This window comes from Aliivibrio sifiae (assembly GCF_002954715.1).
In the GTDB taxonomy this organism is placed as follows: Bacteria; Pseudomonadota; Gammaproteobacteria; order Enterobacterales; family Vibrionaceae; genus Aliivibrio; species Aliivibrio sifiae.
On sequence record NZ_MSCP01000001.1, the window covers coordinates 1793145 to 1809237 of the forward strand.

Consider the following 16093-nt stretch of genomic DNA (forward strand, 5'->3'; position numbering starts at 1 on the left):
CACGCAATAAGGTTTAACTTAGCTGCATCAATATAAACTGACAAGTCATTTCGACCTGTCAGCCCTGTTATATCAACGTTTTTTGCTACACATCACTTTTTAGATTGCTCAAGACTAAAACCTTGAGGGTCATTTTGAAGTGCTAAGGTTAATACTTCATCAATCCATTTAACTGGATGAACCGAGAGATCAGCAATAACATTTGCAGGGATCTCTTCTAAATCACGTTCATTATCCTTTGGAATGATGACAGTTTTAATACCGCCACGATGCGCTGCCAATAATTTCTCTTTTAGACCACCAATTGGTAATACTTCACCACGTAGAGTGATCTCTCCTGTCATAGCAACATCTGAACGAACAGGATTACCCGTTAGGCTTGAGACTAAAGCAGTACACATTCCAATACCAGCACTTGGGCCATCTTTTGGTGTTGCACCTTCAGGTACGTGCACATGAATATCACGTTTTTCATAAAAATCAGGGTTAATACCCAATTTATCTGCGCGTGTACGTACCACTGTCATCGCTGCTTGAATCGACTCTTTCATTACGTCACCAAGAGAACCGGTATAAGCTAATTTACCCTTACCAATCATTGATTCCGCTTCAATCGTCAATAAGTCACCACCGACTTCAGTCCATGCTAAACCAACAACCTGTCCTACTCGATTTTCATCGTCTGCTTTACCGTAATCACAACGTTGAACACCTAAGAAATCTTTTAAGTTGTCTTGGTTAATGGTTACTTTCTTTATCGATTTATCTAATAGGATTTGCTTAACTGCTTTACGGCATAACTTAGAAATTTCACGCTCTAAACTACGAACACCTGCTTCACGCGTATAGTAACGAATAATGCCCATGATAGCCGAGTCATCAATTTCAATCTCATGCTCTTTAAGCCCATTGCGTTTTACTTGTTTCATTAACAAGTGATTTTTAGCAATGTTCAGTTTTTCATCTTCGGTATAACCAGATAGACGAATCACTTCCATACGGTCAAGTAACGGACCTGGAATATTCATTGAGTTAGACGTAGCAACAAACATTACATCAGAAAGGTCATAATCAACTTCTAAATAATGATCGCTAAATTTATTATTTTGCTCTGGGTCTAGTACTTCAAGAAGTGCTGAAGCAGGATCGCCACGCATATCAGAAGACATTTTATCGATCTCATCCAGTAGGAAAAGTGGGTTTTTCACTTCAACTTTAGACAATTTCTGGATCAATTTACCAGGAAGAGAACCGATATATGTACGTCTATGACCACGAATTTCAGCTTCATCACGCACGCCACCTAATGCCATACGTGTATATTTACGACCTGTCGCTTTCGCAATAGATTGACCTAACGATGTTTTACCAACACCAGGAGGACCGACTAAACAAAGGATTGGACCTTTTAGCTTTGTCACTCGACTTTGAACCGCTAAATACTCAAGAATACGTTCTTTTACGCGATCTAAACCATAATGGTCAGAGTTTAAGATCTCTTCTGCTTTAGCTAAATCTTTTTTCACTTTAGAACGCTTATACCAAGGCACAGCAACCATACAATCAATATAGCTACGAACAACCGTTGCTTCTGCTGACATCGGAGACATCATTTTCAGCTTTTGTAATTCTTGTTCTGCTTTTTCTTGTGCTTCTTTTGGCATTTTTGCGTCTGCAATTTTCTTTTGCAGCGCTTCAAACTCATCAGGCGCGTCATCTAAGTCACCCAGTTCTTTTTGAATAGCTTTCATTTGCTCATTCAAATAGTACTCACGCTGACTTTTTTCCATTTGCTTTTTAACACGGCCACGAATACGTTTTTCGATTTGCAATAAATCGATTTCCGATTCCATCATTCCCATTAGGAATTCTAAACGTGCAATAACATCTGTAAGCTCTAAGACTTCTTGCTTATCAACCAATTTAAGTGGCATATGAGCAGCAATGGTATCAGCTAAACGTGCAGCATCTTCAATTCCATTAAGCGACGTAAGCACTTCTGGTGGGATTTTTTTATTTAGTTTAATGAAGCCTTCGAATTGATTAATTGCAGAGCGCATAATCACTTCTTGTTCAGCATCATCAATAATCGGTGTCAGTAAAAATTCAGCGTCTGCAGTAAAGAAATCAGCTTCTAAAAACTGATGAATTTTTGCACGCTGTTGGCCTTCAACTAATACTTTAACTGTGCCATCAGGCAATTTTAATAATTGTAAAATTGTCGCGATTGTACCAACACCGTGTAAGTCATCTAATTGTGGTTCTTCTTTAGCGGCTTCTTTTTGTGCCACAAGTAGGACTTGTTTATTCTGCTCCATTGCTGCTTCTAAGCAACGAATAGACTTTTCACGGCCCACAAATAGTGGAATAACCATATGCGGATACACCACTACATCACGTAATGGTAGAACTGGTATCTCAATGCGCTCGGAACGCTCCAGGTTCATATTCTTCTCTCTTTCCGTCAGTATCTTTAGAAATAATATGGGGGCAAGTCGCTAAGATTCAACATTATTTTCAATTAAAAATAAAAAAGGAGGCCAATGCCTCCTTTTTATACTGTTTATTAGCTTATATCGACTATTCTGCAGATATTGCTTTCGTTTCTGTGTTTTCAAACATTAACAGTGGTTCTGACTCACCATTAATTACAGACTCGTCGATAACTACTTTAGAAACACCTTCTTTCGATGGTAATTCATACATAGTATCTAATAATATCGCTTCTAAAATTGAACGAAGACCACGAGCACCGGTTTTACGGTTCATTGCTTTTTTCGCAATCGCTCTTAACGCATCTTCACGGAATTCTAACTCTGCACCTTCTAAATCAAATAACGCAGCATATTGCTTAGTTAATGCATTTTTAGGTTTACTTAGAATTTGAATCAACGCTTCTTCGTCTAATTCAGTTAATGTTGTGGTTACTGGTAAACGACCAATAAACTCAGGAATCAAACCAAATTTAACTAAATCTTCAGGTTCAATTTGCTTCAATAAATCACCGACAGTTGCTTTATCATCTTGAGAACGAACATCAGCAGCAAAGCCAATACCAGTTCCTGTTGCAACACGTTGCTCGATTACTTTATCTAAGCCTGCAAACGCACCACCACAAATAAATAAGATCTTAGAAGTATCTACTTGTAAGAATTCTTGTTGTGGGTGTTTACGACCACCTTGAGGTGGTACTGAGGCAATTGTACCTTCAATCAATTTCAGTAGTGCTTGCTGAACACCTTCACCAGAGACATCACGTGTGATTGATGGGTTTTCAGACTTACGAGAAATCTTGTCAATTTCATCGATATATACAATGCCACGTTCCGCTTTCGCTGGATCGTAATCGCATTTTTGTAGTAGCTTCTGAATGATGTTTTCTACATCTTCACCTACATAGCCGGCTTCTGTTAGGGTGGTTGCATCCGCCATAGTAAACGGAACATCCAAGAAACGAGCTAGCGTTTCAGCAAGTAATGTTTTACCACTACCTGTTGGACCGATAAGTAGAATATTACTCTTACCTAATTCAACGCCATCTTTTGTAGTATCGCCATTACGTAAACGCTTGTAGTGGTTGTACACCGCTACCGCTAGTACTTTTTTCGCGTGCTCTTGTCCGATAACATAATCATCTAAGTGTTCACGAATATTTTGCGGTGTTGGTAATGCTTCACTACTCTCTTTTGGAGACAGAGTATTATCTTTTAGCTCTTCGCGAATAATGTCGTTACATAAATCAACGCACTCATCACAAACATAAACAGAAGGACCTGCAATTAGTTTACGAACTTCATGCTGGCTTTTTCCGCAAAAAGAGCAATATAGTAACTTTCCACTATTTTCGTCTTTACGCTTGTCTGTCATTTGCTAACCTCTTAAACGTTGCCTTTATGCTGTAAGTTTATACTAACTTACCTTCTTTGCTGTAAACGTTACTGCTTTTTTCTTAATTAGTCACGCTTATTTAACACAGCATCTACAAGACCGTATTTCACAGCATCGTCTGCTGCCATAAAGTTATCACGATCTGTATCTTTTTCGATCACTTCTAAAGGCTGGCCTGTATGTTCAGCAAGTAGCGTATTCAATTTCTTCTTAATCGTTAAGATTTCTTGAGCATGAATTTGAATATCTGATGCTTGACCTTGGAAGCCGCCAAGTGGTTGGTGAATCATCACACGAGAGTTAGGTAATACATAACGTTTACCTGGTGCACCACCTGCAAGTAAGAAGGCACCCATAGAACATGCTTGCCCCATACACACTGTGCTCACATTTGGCTTGATAAACTGCATTGTGTCATAGATAGACATACCAGCAGTAACAGAACCACCTGGAGAATTAATGTATAGGAAGATATCCTTATCTGGGTTTTCAGACTCAAGGAAAAGCAACTGTGCCACAACTAAGTTGGCCATGTGATCTTCAACTTGACCTGTTAAAAAGATAACGCGCTCTTTTAACAGACGGGAATAAATATCATACGAACGCTCACCACGTGAAGTTTGCTCAACAACCATAGGAACAAGTGCATCCATAATAGAAGGCATTGCATTGTTTTCTTGATAGCTCATAACCGTATCCCTTATAAAATAAATGGTCCGAATGACGCTTCATTCGGACCATTATTAGCAGATCTTGTGAAACTAAGTCAACTAACTACTTAATTAATTTAGAAATTAAGCAGGTTGTTGATTCATTAGTTCGTTAAAGCCTACCGCTTTTTCAGAAACTTGTGCTTTAGCAAGGATTGCTTCAACTGCTTGTTCTTCTAGAGCAACATTACGCATGTTGTTCATCATTTGCTCATTACCTTCGTAGTAAGCAACAACTTCAGTTGGATCTTCGTAAGCAGAAGCCATTTCATTGATAAGTGCTTTTACTTTTTCATCATCCGCTTTTAGTTCTTCAGTCTTGATTACTTCACCAAGAAGAAGACCAACAACTACGCGACGTTTAGCTTGCTCTTCAAACAATTCACGTGGAAGCTCAGGCGCAGTATCAGCGTTGCCGCCAAAACGTTGAACAGCTTGTTGACGTAAAACTTGAACTTCTTGATCGATAAGAGCAGAAGGTACGTCGATGTCATTTTGTTCAACTAGACCGTTGATAGCTTGTTCTTTGATCTTGTTTTTAACCGCTTGAGCTAATTCACGCTCCATGTTCTTACGAACTTCAGCTTTAAGACCTTCAACACCACCTTCAGCACCGAACTTAGTAACGAACTCGTCGTTTAGTTCTGGAAGCTCACGAGCTTCAACTTTAACTACTGTGATAGCGAATTGTGCAGCTTTACCTTTTAGGTTTTCAGCGTGGTAATCTTCAGGGAAGTTAACATCGATAGTTAGTTCGTCGCCTGCTTTTTTACCTTTGATGCCGTCTTCGAAACCAGGGATCATACGACCTTGGCCCATTTCTAGAGGGAAGTTATCCGCTTTTCCGCCTTCAAATAGCTCACCGTCGATAGAACCAACAAAGTTGATTGTAGCGCGAGTGCCGTCTTCAGCAGCAACGTCTGCATCAGTCCAAGTAGATTGTTGCTTACGTAGCGTTTCTAGCATCTCTGCAACGTCTTCGTCTTTAACTTCAACTTGTGGTTTTTCAACAACAACTTTGTCTAGACCTTGAAGTGTTACTTCTGGGTAGATTTCAAATGTTGCTGTGAATACTAAATCTTGACCTTCAGCAAATTCTACTGGAGCAAATGTTGGTGCGCCTGCTGGGTTGATTTTGTCTTTAACGATCGCTTCAATGAAGTGACGTTGCATAACTTCACCCATTTTGTCGTGACGAACTGCGCTGCCGTACATTTTAGCAACCATCTTCATTGGCACTTTACCTTTACGGAAGCCATCGAAGCGACGATTTTTAGCGATATTGCGAAGCTCAGCATTTACAGCATCTTCAATGTTTGCAGCTGGAACAGTAATAGTTAGAACGCGCTCTAGGCCTTCTTTAGTTTCAACAGTAACTTGCATGTTTATATAAACCTCAAAATCGACTCAGGTTCTCTGAGTTTGCGACAAAAAATACGTGTCGCATCCTTGTGTTACAGGCCTAATAAGATAGAAACCGTAACCCCTATGATTCGTGGTACCAAGTGGGTACCTTCTTTTATCTACTCATTTTAAATCAACAAGCAGATCGCGTATTTCATTGAATAAAATACGACATTTAGCCAAGTGGCAAAATAAGACGCGATATTGTAGCGATCTGACCCATCTATGTCGAGGCTCACTACACACGTTGATAATCTTTAATAAGAAATTGGGCAATGAGTAGTACTTTTCAACCCTAATAAATACTTTTTTTCTAAAAAATACGTTTAATTAATGAGAAATCTTCTGACTCACAATATCTGCCATCATTTCAATATGTAGATCATCATCATTTAAACATGGAATAAAGGTGTATTTTTGACCACCTGCTTCCATAAATATTTCTTTGCACTCTTCTGATAACTCTTCTAGTGTTTCTAAACAATCAGAAGAAAATGCAGGGCTAATGATGTCTAATGACTTAATCCCTTTTGGTGTAAGTTCAGTTAACGTCTCAGAAGTATAAGGTTGTAGCCATGCCTCTCGCCCAAAACGAGATTGATAGCTCATGCCTATTTGTTCAGGAGTTAGTCCTAATTCTTGAGCAAGCAATTCCGTTGTTCGCTCACAATGCAGTGCATAAATATCACCATTATCAACAAAGCGCTGTGGTATCCCATGATATGAACACAAAACATAATCACCTTTCCCCTTCTTCTCCCATGAAAGACGGATAGACTCAGCAAGCGCTTTTATATAGAGAGGGTGATCATGATAATTATGAACAAACGAAAAATTTGGTAACACAGGAGTGCTTTTATATTGCTTTGCAATTTGATCAAAAACAGCGGCGGTTGTCGTTCTAGAATATTGAGGGTATAGAGGAAGGATAATAATCTTATCACAACCTTGTTGCTCTAATAACTCAATACCTGATTTAATTCTTGGCTCACCATAAGTCATTCCCAATGCCACTGGCATTGAAAGACGCTTTTGTAAGGCAACCACCTGTCGCTGTGAATAAACCATCAAAGGGGATCCATCATCCATCCAGACACTTTGATATAATTTAGCCACTTTAGGTGCTCGAATAGGAAGAATTACACCATGAAGCAAGGGACACCAGATAAAACGATTTAGATCGACCACTCGCTTATCATGTAAAAATTCAGATAAAAATGTTTTTACTGCTGACGCTGTTGGAGCAGTCGGCGTTCCTAGGTTAACAAGTAGCACCCCTGCTTTTTTATTATTCACTATCATCATCCATATTTTCTATAAAAAAAGGCGACCAATAAGGTCGCCTTCAATATAACAATAAATTACTGACTGCGTAAGATTACGCTAGTGCTTTTTCGATCTCAGCGCTAACTTCAGCAACCAACTTAGTACCATCAAATTTAAGATACTGAGTTTTACCCGCTTCCGCTTCTTTATTGTAGTAAGCGATAAGTGGTGCTGTTTGCTCATGGTAGATACCTAGACGAGCAAGAACCGTTTCTGGCTTATCATCTTCACGGATAACAAGAGGTTCACCAGTTACATCATCTTGGCCTTCAACTTTAGAAGGATTAAACGTAACGTGGTATGTACGACCTGAAGGAAGGTGTGCACGACGACCAGACATACGTTCAACAATTACTTCATCAGCAACGTCAAATTCAAGAACGTAATCAATTGATACGCCATTCTCTTTTAAGCCATCAGCTTGAGGAATTGTACGAGGGAAACCATCTAGTAGGAAACCTTTAGCGCAATCTTCTTGAGCAATACGCTCTTTAACAAGACCAAGAATGATCTCATCAGACACAAGTTGACCAGCATCAATTACAGATTTAGCTTGTTTTCCTAGCTCAGTACCCGCTTTAATAGCAGCACGTAGCATGTCTCCTGTAGAGATTTGTGGAATACCATATTTATCCATGATGAACTGAGCTTGAGTACCTTTACCCGCACCAGGTGCACCTAAAAGGATGATACGCATTGTTTTCCCCTTAAAAAATAATCTTGGAATTTATACCAAACCTTACAAGTAAAAATGACAACTACTTATAAACTTAGGTATAAGTTTTATTTCTAAAAATAAGCTGTGAAAGATACACGGAACTGATAAAGCTATCAAGTTTGCGATGAAAAAAGCAAAAATAAGCGCTAAATAAAGTCTATTTCGTAACAATAAAAAAACAATGAGACCTTAGTGTAAAACACATCAGTCTCATTATACTTATCTCATTACGGCATTATCTATTATTTAGATAATAATTGATTCATTGCACTTAAGAATTGAGATGGATCATCTAAAGAACCACGTTCTGCTAACATTGCTTGACCAAGTAACATTTCAACCCAACGACCAAATGCTTCTTCGTCTGCTTCATCGGCCATTTGCTTAATTAGTGCATGCTCTGGGTTAATTTCAAAAATATACTTAACTTCAGGAGCAGCTTGACCCGCCGCTTCTAGAAGTTTCGCCATTTGTGTACCCATTTCAAAGTCATCAGTAACGACAACGGCAGGAGTAGATGCTAACTTAAAGGTAGTACGAACTTCTTTAACACGATCACCTAAATAAGCTTTCGTACGCTCAACCACTGATTTAAATTCTTCTACCGTCTCTTTCTGTTTCTCTTTTTCAGCATCATCTTCAAACTTGCTTAAATCTAAACCAGCTTTTGTGATTGATTGGAACTGCTTACCATCAAACTCAGTTAAGTAGCTCATTAGCCACTCATCAATACGGTCATACATTAAAATAACCTCAATGCCTTTCGCTTTAAATTGCTCTAGGTGAGGACTATTTTTTGCTGCCGCATAACTATCAGCTGTTAAATAGAAGATCTTATCTTGCTCTTCTTTCATACGTTCAATGTAATCAGCTAGACCCATAGCTTGATCAGAACTGTCTGCTTCTGTTGATGCAAAACGTAAAAGACCTGCAATTTTTTCTTTGTTAGCAAAATCTTCTGCTAAACCTTCTTTTAGAACTTGTCCAAATTCTTTCCAGAACGTTAGGTATTTCTCGTTATCTTTCTTCGCCATTTTCTCAAGCATACCTAATACACGTTTAGTACACGCGCTGCGTAATGATTGAGTCACTTTATTATCTTGAAGAATTTCACGAGATACGTTTAGTGGTAGATCATTTGAATCGATTAAACCCTTAACAAAACGTAGGTAACTTGGCATAAATTGCTCTGCATCATCCATAATGAATACACGCTGAACATACAATTTCAAACCACTTTTATGATCACGGTTCATCATATCAAATGGGGCTTTCGCAGGAATATAAAGCAGACTAGTGTAATCGTTCTTGCCTTCTACCTTATTGTGACTCCATGTTAATGGGTCGGCAAAATCATGCGATACGTGCTTATAAAACTCCTGATACTCTGCATCTTCAATTTCTGATTTGCTACGAGTCCAAAGCGCTTGAGCTTTGTTGATCTGTTCCCACTTACCTTCTTTATCCTTTCCTTCTTCGTCTTTTTCAACACTCCAAAGAGAAACAGGGATACCAATATGGTCAGAGTATTTACCAATCACTTCTTTTAGACGCCACTCACTTAAGAACTCTTTACCTTCTTCACGCATATGAAGAATAATATCTGTACCACGAGTTTCTTTAGTAATGTCTTCAATTGTGTAGTCACCTTCACCTTCAGAGTGCCACTGAACTGCTTGATCTTTTGCTACACCAGCTTCGCGAGTACGTACTGTTACGGCATCAGCAACAATAAATGCAGAATAAAAACCAACACCAAATTGACCGATAAGTTGAGAGTCTTTACTTTGGTCATCTGATAATTTGGAGAAAAAATCAGCAGTACCAGATTTTGCTATCGTACCTAAATGTTCGATAACATCTTCACGGCTCATACCAATACCATTATCAGAAATGGTTAATGTGTTTGCTTCTTCGTTAAAAGACAGTTTTACACCAAGGTCAGCATTGCCTTCGTATAGGTCACCATTTGATAGTGCTTTGAAACGCAATTTATCTGAGGCATCTGAAGCATTTGATATTAATTCACGTAAAAAGATCTCTTTATTTGAATATAAAGAGTGGATCATTAGATGAAGTAATTGTTTCACTTCAGACTGAAAGCCGCGTGTTTCTTTATTATTAATTGTTTGCTCGCTCATCAATAAACTCCAAAATTAGTGCAATGTATTTAACTTATTAATTAAAATGAGGTCTTAAAATGGCAATTCAAGGTAAAGCAATGTAAAAAACACTGTTTTTTTGCTTTTTTTATACTATAAAATGCGTAATGATAAGTTTTGACATAAAATAGACATTCTAAAAATGATACTTGGATATCATAAATAAGAATCACCATTACTGAGTTAGCAACCAATGAATATAGAAAATAACAAAATTATTATTGGCAACCGGTTTCTATTCGATCCAAACGATAATAGCCTCATCGATACATTAAATGATGAAGAAATTATCCGCTTAGGTGGTAATGAAAGTCGCGTATTAAGCCTACTTATTCAAGAACCAGGGAAGGTTGTTAGTCGCCATGAACTACATGAATACGTATGGAGAGATCAAGGATTTGAAGTTGATGATTCGAGCTTAACTCAAGCGATCTCTACGTTACGAAAAATGCTACAAGATCCAACAAAGCTACCTGTTTATGTAAAAACAGTGCCTAAGCGCGGATATCAATTTATTTCAACAGCAGTAGCTCAAGAGTCTAACTCTGATACAGAGCTAACCACTGAGCCAATGGAAGATGTCGATACTATCTCTATGGATAGCCACGAAGATATCAAGCTAGAAGAGTCTGTGGATACTATTCAAGCGGAAAACACTCAGCCAAACCAAGTAGCATCAAATATAAATAAACCTCAAGCACACCTTTCTCTGCTTGGAACAATAACGTTAATTATTGCCTTTATCTTACCTGTCATCGCTTATTTCAATCATACACCAAAATCGGACGCGTTTACCCAAGTCGCAATTTACGATGAAACGCCAGTATTAGTTCCTATTAATCACCCAAATATCGATCAATGGCAACCTCTGATTGAACAATGCACCATTTTTTATAATTCAAAGCATACTGATACCTTAAAGCCTATAGAAGTTATCGCGACTAGTGGGCAACCAAATCAAATTACATTGAATTATATTCATAATGAAGAACACAGTGATCAAAGCATTAGCGTTCGTTTGCTAATAAATCAAAAAGAGGTAGATAAAGTATGTGGTTAAATAACGAACAACTGCCTCTAATGAAGCGTTTTTTCCCTGTAATTCTTCTTCTTATTTCAATGATAGGTAGTGGCTGGTTTTACTGGGAAAGTGACAGTAAAGTAGAACAACTGCTGACATCTAAAGAATGGCAAAGCATGAGCACTGTTCGTATCGACAGCAACGTTGATTACGAAGACATGGGACCATTAAAGCGAGCTGACATTAAATCTAATGTGGTTTACTTACCCAATAAAACCTACTCTAAATCGTCAAAATTGACAATTTATAGTGTTTTAGATAACGCTCAGCACCCATTAACCATCAATGTGATGGAAACAGGTAACTGGGAATATAGCGGTGATTACCTTCTTATTGACCCTATCGAATTTAAAGATGTGACATCAAGTGACAATAAAGAATTCACAGGAGCACAGAAAAAATTAATCATGCGAGTATTCAGAATGGATGCTCAACAAAGCAAACGTGTTGATGTGATTAATGATAAAACATTATTACTGACTAGCCTCAACTATGGTTCAGGGATTTTATTTTCTCATTAAGTTAACTGTATAGCGCTTAATATAAAAAATCCGAGACGATAATCTTCTCGGATTTTTTTATACCTGTTATAAAATTAAGTAAGACCAACCCAATACAAATTTAGATTAGTATGATTACAACTTAATAGAATTCAAAATATTCCCATCAAAATCTAGAACTGACAAGTTAGTTCCATCCAACAAACCATAACTTGGCTTTCCGCCTTCATTACGTGGGAAGGTCGTCGAACCAGGATTAAAGATAATTTGCTCCCCTTGCCATTCAGCAACGGTTATATGAGTATGTCCATGTGCAATGACATCGCCTTTCTTTAGTAAAGGACGTTTATCCGCATTATAGATATGACCATGAGTTAAAAATATTTTTTTTCCTGTTGGCAATAGTACGATGTTGTAATCAGACATGATTGGAAAAGAAAGTAACATTTGATCGACTTCACTGTCACAATTACCTCTTACTGCAATGATAGACTCTGCATATTGATTTAATAAATCAGCAACCCCGATAGGGTTATGCCCTTCAGGTATTGGATTCCTTGGGCCAAAATTAATTAAGTCTCCAAGCAGAATTAAATGATCCGCTTTAGAGGCAAGAAACGTATCAATAACACGCTGAGTTGCAGGCAATGAGCCATGCAGATCTGAGGCAAAAAATAACTTCACAAAGAATCCTTAAATTTAAAGAGGTGCTTCAAACCAGAAGTATAAAGGAAAATTGCACGAAAGTTGCCAATCAGTGAAGTCAATTTATACTTAGTTCATTAGATATTAGGAATATCTTGCAGGAGACGAGATGAAAATACTTATTACAGGCTGTACCGGATTAATCGGAAAACAGCTATTAGATCACCTTAAAGGTCACAACTTAATACTTTTAACCCGTGATACAAAAAAAGCAGAATCGGCCTTAAGTCATCTTGCTTTACCTCATGCTGAGTTTATTTCAAGTCTTAGCTCTTTCCAGAATTTTAATGATATTGATGTCGTCATAAATCTCGCTGGTGAACCTATTGCTGAAAAAAAATGGACAAACAAACAAAAGAAAATCATAACCAACAGTCGATGTATTCTTACAGAAAGCCTAACCGAGCTCTGTCTTAAATCAACCAACCCACCACGGTGTTTTATCTCTGGGTCCGCGATTGGCTATTATGGCGATAACGGCAACCAAGATATAGATGAGACAACCCAAATTTTATCGTCTGATTTTGCACATCAAATCTGTCAGCAATGGGAGAGTAAAGCCTTACAAGCACAAAGTAACCAAACCCGCGTTTGTATTTTGCGTACAGGTGTCGTTTTATCTCCTTTAGGCGGTGCACTTAAAAAAATGCAATTACCTTACCAATGCGGTTTAGGAGGACCAATAGGCAATGGTAAGCAATACATGTCGTGGATTCATATCGATGACATGGTGCTTGCTATATTACATTTAATAGAAAAAGAGGACAGTTGTGGGATTTATAACCTAACAGCCCCTCACCCAGTGACTAATGCTACCTTTAGTCAAACTTTAGCAAAAACACTAAAACGCCCTCACTTTCTTTTTACTCCAACAATAGTAATTAAGGCGATTCTAGGAGAAGCGTCTGTGTTACTCACTGATAGTCAAAGGATCCGTCCCAAGCGTTTAGTTCATGAAGGGTTTAAATTTCGTTATTCCCGCATCGAATCAGCATTAAAACAATTGCTAGGATAATTAGCTCTGGTTGCAATAGATTTAGTTTAGACTCATTATAAAATCACATCCATAAACAGAGTGTTAGTTAATCTATGCAACGTTCAATATTTATCACTGGCTGTTCTACGGGCATTGGGTATACCGCTGCCCATCAGTTACAGCAACACGGATTTCAAGTTATCGCATCATGCAGACAAATTAAGGACGTTGAACGACTGGAAAAAGAAGGCTTAACATGCTTGCATTTGGATTACAGTAAACCAGAAACAATTACTCAAGCGATTCAGGAGTTACTTGTACTTACTGATGGAAAATTATACGCATTGTTTAATAATGGCGCATATGGACAGGCTGGAGCACTAGAAGACTTACCAAGAGATGCCTTAAAAGAACAGTTTGAATCAAACTTCTTTGGATGGCACCAATTAGTCACAGAACTTCTTCCTGTTATGAGGAAACAAGGGGAAGGTCGAATTATTCAAAATAGCTCTGTTTTAGGTATTGTTGCGATGAAATATCGTGGCGCTTATAACGCGTCAAAATTTGCGATCGAAGGCTGGACTGATACTTTACGCTTAGAGTTATCCGATACAAATATCAAAATAAGCTTAATCGAACCAGGGCCAATAGAAACAGAATTTAGATCTAATGCATTGAAAGCATTTAAAAAATGGGTTGATATTGAAAAAAGCCCTCATAAAGAAAAATACCTTATTCAACAAACACGACTTGAGAAAGAACACTCTGGTAGTACCTTTGTTTTACCCTCTGAATCTATCGTTCCTCCATTATTACATGCTCTCAATTCATCAAGACCAAAAGCACGCTATCGAGTAACCTTCCCCACCCACCTCTTTGCTATTCTAAAACGATTATTACCAACAAAGTACCTTGATAAGATCTTAAATAAGAGTGATTAACTTAGCTTTATCATGTCAGTTTGGTGTAACAATTAAGAAATATAAGAAAAGAACAAAAATGTAATATTAGTGTCATATTGTATAAGTATATTTGTTCCTATCTGGTAGAAAGTGTTTTTTCGGGAGGGAATATGACACTAGGTAAAATCAACTGGATCTGTGTGAGTGTGGCGGTTGCAGTCTTCATACTGATCTAACGGTTGTCTTCGCTTACGATAGTAAAGCCATTATGTTATTCATAGTGGCTTTCTTCGTCTTTGGCTCCTTGAAAATCAGTGCAATACCCCATATAACTGTATATATACAGAGACAATACTGATTTTAGGAAAAGACCATGCAGCCAGAACATAGCGTTGAACTAAACGAACAAAACTTCCAGCAAATTCTCGAAGGCTCAATGCAGACCCCAGTGTTAATTCACTTCTGGGCACCAATGAGTCAAGAAAGCCTTGCAGTTATTCCTGCATTACAACAACTAGCGCAGCAATACGGCGATGCAGTAACTCTTGCTCTACTTAACTGTGAAGAACAGCAAGGTCTTGCACAACAATTTGGAGTTCAAGCGCTACCAACGATTGCTTTATTTAAAAACGGCCAAGCGGTTGATGGTATGGGCGGTCCTCAAACGATCGAAGCCATTCAAGGAATGTTAAATAAACACCTGCCGAGCCAAGAAGAGCTACAATTAGGTCAGGCATTTAAGTTAGTTGAAGAAGGTGAATTTCAAGCAGCACTTCCTACCCTTCTCGCTTTGCTTGAGCATTTTGGTGGTAATGGCCAGATTAAACTTCATATTGCTCAATGCTATATTGAAACTCAAGCTTATGATCAAGCAGAAACAATGTTGTCTGAAATTTTAATGCAAGATCAAGACAGTAAATACAAAGAATTAATCGCAAAACTAGAGCTTCATAAACAAGCAGGAAATACGCCTGAAATCCAAGCGTTAGAAGACAAATATAATGCAGATCAAAGCAACACCGAGCTGGCTTTAGAACTTGCGGTTCAATACAGCCAAGTAAATCGCCAAGAAGAAGCCTTGGAAATTTTAATGAACATTTTATTAAAAGATCTTAACGCTCAAGATGGACAAGTAAAGAAAACAATGATGGATATTCTTTCTGCTCTTGGCCAAGGAAATCCAGTTGCAGGTAAATACCGCCGTCAGCTGTATTCTCTACTTTACTAGCTTACTGACTAACGAATTAATCCTGTTGTTACTTTTTATCGTGACAGCAGGTTAACCCTCTAATAATAGGGCAATCATTGCTCTCATCACCAGGGCAAGCACTCGCTAGCTCTAATAATGTCTGCTTCATTCCTTCTAACTCTTCTATCTTGGCTTCTATCTCTGTGACTTTCTCTAACGTTTTCTTTTTTACATCTGCACTACGACGATTTGGATTATTTGATAAGCTTAATAGTTCTTGGCATTCTTCTAGACTAAATCCAACTAATCTTGAACGTCTGATCAACTGTAACTCTTCAACTTGGGCTGTGGTGTATTGGCGGTAACCATTAGCACCTCTATTTGCCTCTCTGATCACACCTTTGCTTTCATAAAAACGAATCGCTTTCGATGTTAATCCGGTTAAATTCGCCACTTCACTAATATTCATTTTAATTTACTCATTTAACTGCTTGACCTTCCATTTACTGTAAGGTTTATTCTTAGCAATATC

The 16093-nt window shown here is 38.0% G+C and carries 14 protein-coding genes; 5 read left to right on the plus strand and 9 right to left on the minus strand.

Features of this window, described 5'->3' with window-relative positions; all coding sequences use genetic code 11:
• Positions 1 to 92: 92 nt before the first annotated feature.
• The 7 genes from lon to htpG all read right to left on the minus strand — a co-directional run bounded on the left by lon (position 93) and on the right by htpG (position 10187).
• The gene (lon, locus tag BTO23_RS07985) at positions 93 to 2447 is read right to left on the minus strand and encodes an endopeptidase La (RefSeq protein WP_060990420.1); all 2355 of its coding nucleotides are present in this window, start codon (positions 2445 to 2447) and stop codon (positions 93 to 95) included.
• A gap of 133 nt (positions 2448 to 2580) precedes the next feature.
• Entirely contained in the window at positions 2581 to 3867 is a 1287-nt protein-coding gene (gene clpX, locus BTO23_RS07990; protein WP_060990419.1) for an ATP-dependent protease ATP-binding subunit ClpX, read from the minus strand.
• Between the two features lie 86 nt (positions 3868 to 3953).
• Positions 3954 to 4577 (minus strand): ATP-dependent Clp endopeptidase proteolytic subunit ClpP, encoded by a 624-nt coding sequence (gene clpP / locus BTO23_RS07995; protein WP_012549607.1) that lies wholly within the window; start codon positions 4575 to 4577, stop codon positions 3954 to 3956.
• A gap of 105 nt (positions 4578 to 4682) precedes the next feature.
• A complete protein-coding gene (gene tig, locus BTO23_RS08000) occupies positions 4683 to 5981 on the minus strand; it encodes a trigger factor (RefSeq protein ID WP_060990418.1) in 1299 nt (432 codons plus the stop codon).
• Positions 5982 to 6332: 351 nt separating this feature from the next.
• Positions 6333 to 7298, minus strand: coding sequence for a ferrochelatase (hemH, locus tag BTO23_RS08005; protein ID WP_061028853.1), 966 nt, complete (start codon positions 7296 to 7298; stop codon positions 6333 to 6335).
• A gap of 82 nt (positions 7299 to 7380) precedes the next feature.
• Entirely contained in the window at positions 7381 to 8025 is a 645-nt protein-coding gene (gene adk / locus BTO23_RS08010) for an adenylate kinase (protein WP_060990416.1), read from the minus strand.
• 263 nt (positions 8026 to 8288) lie between these two features.
• Entirely contained in the window at positions 8289 to 10187 is a 1899-nt protein-coding gene (gene htpG / locus BTO23_RS08015) for a molecular chaperone HtpG (protein ID WP_105063323.1), read from the minus strand.
• Between the two features lie 214 nt (positions 10188 to 10401).
• Between htpG and BTO23_RS08020 the strand changes: the two genes are divergently transcribed.
• The gene (locus tag BTO23_RS08020) at positions 10402 to 11268 is read left to right on the plus strand and encodes a winged helix-turn-helix domain-containing protein (RefSeq protein ID WP_060990414.1); all 867 of its coding nucleotides are present in this window, start codon (positions 10402 to 10404) and stop codon (positions 11266 to 11268) included.
• The gene (locus BTO23_RS08025; RefSeq protein ID WP_060990413.1) at positions 11259 to 11810 is read left to right on the plus strand and encodes a regulatory protein ToxS; all 552 of its coding nucleotides are present in this window, start codon (positions 11259 to 11261) and stop codon (positions 11808 to 11810) included. Before BTO23_RS08020 ends, BTO23_RS08025 begins: the two co-directional genes overlap by 10 nt.
• 114 nt (positions 11811 to 11924) lie before the next feature.
• Here the strand turns inward: BTO23_RS08025 and yfcE are convergent, their stop codons facing one another.
• Entirely contained in the window at positions 11925 to 12473 is a 549-nt protein-coding gene (yfcE, locus tag BTO23_RS08030) for a phosphodiesterase (RefSeq protein WP_060990412.1), read from the minus strand.
• Between the two features lie 130 nt (positions 12474 to 12603).
• Between yfcE and BTO23_RS08035 the strand changes: the two genes are divergently transcribed.
• The 3 genes from BTO23_RS08035 (at position 12604) to BTO23_RS08045 (ending at position 15600) form a co-directional block, all read left to right on the plus strand.
• Positions 12604 to 13509 (plus strand): TIGR01777 family oxidoreductase, encoded by a 906-nt coding sequence (locus BTO23_RS08035; RefSeq protein ID WP_061001831.1) that lies wholly within the window; start codon positions 12604 to 12606, stop codon positions 13507 to 13509.
• 74 nt (positions 13510 to 13583) lie between these two features.
• Entirely contained in the window at positions 13584 to 14411 is an 828-nt protein-coding gene (locus tag BTO23_RS08040; protein ID WP_061028297.1) for an SDR family oxidoreductase, read from the plus strand.
• Between the two features lie 334 nt (positions 14412 to 14745).
• Positions 14746 to 15600: a co-chaperone YbbN gene (locus tag BTO23_RS08045; RefSeq protein ID WP_060990409.1), complete on the plus strand. Its 855-nt coding sequence runs from the start codon at positions 14746 to 14748 to the stop codon at positions 15598 to 15600.
• Between the two features lie 28 nt (positions 15601 to 15628).
• On the opposite strand, the gene cueR is transcribed toward BTO23_RS08045, so the two are convergent.
• Positions 15629 to 16030 (minus strand): Cu(I)-responsive transcriptional regulator, encoded by a 402-nt coding sequence (gene cueR, locus BTO23_RS08050; RefSeq protein WP_060990408.1) that lies wholly within the window; start codon positions 16028 to 16030, stop codon positions 15629 to 15631.
• Between the last annotated feature and the right edge of the window lie 63 nt (positions 16031 to 16093).

Excerpts from the sequence above, each read along its gene's own strand:
- lon (WP_060990420.1), bottom strand. The coding sequence starts at position 2,447 with ATGAACCTGGAGCGTTCCGAGCGCATTGAGATACCAGTTCTACCATTA.
- clpX (WP_060990419.1), bottom strand. The coding sequence starts at position 3,867 with ATGACAGACAAGCGTAAAGACGAAAATAGTGGAAAGTTACTATATTGC.
- clpP (WP_012549607.1), bottom strand. The coding sequence starts at position 4,577 with ATGAGCTATCAAGAAAACAATGCAATGCCTTCTATTATGGATGCACTT.
- tig (WP_060990418.1), bottom strand. The coding sequence starts at position 5,981 with ATGCAAGTTACTGTTGAAACTAAAGAAGGCCTAGAGCGCGTTCTAACT.
- adk (WP_060990416.1), bottom strand. The coding sequence starts at position 8,025 with ATGCGTATCATCCTTTTAGGTGCACCTGGTGCGGGTAAAGGTACTCAA.
- htpG (WP_105063323.1), bottom strand. The coding sequence starts at position 10,187 with ATGAGCGAGCAAACAATTAATAATAAAGAAACACGCGGCTTTCAGTCT.
- BTO23_RS08020 (WP_060990414.1), top strand. The coding sequence starts at position 10,402 with ATGAATATAGAAAATAACAAAATTATTATTGGCAACCGGTTTCTATTC.
- BTO23_RS08025 (WP_060990413.1), top strand. The coding sequence starts at position 11,259 with ATGTGGTTAAATAACGAACAACTGCCTCTAATGAAGCGTTTTTTCCCT.
- BTO23_RS08035 (WP_061001831.1), top strand. The coding sequence starts at position 12,604 with ATGAAAATACTTATTACAGGCTGTACCGGATTAATCGGAAAACAGCTA.
- BTO23_RS08040 (WP_061028297.1), top strand. The coding sequence starts at position 13,584 with ATGCAACGTTCAATATTTATCACTGGCTGTTCTACGGGCATTGGGTAT.
- BTO23_RS08045 (WP_060990409.1), top strand. The coding sequence starts at position 14,746 with ATGCAGCCAGAACATAGCGTTGAACTAAACGAACAAAACTTCCAGCAA.
- cueR (WP_060990408.1), bottom strand. The coding sequence starts at position 16,030 with ATGAATATTAGTGAAGTGGCGAATTTAACCGGATTAACATCGAAAGCG.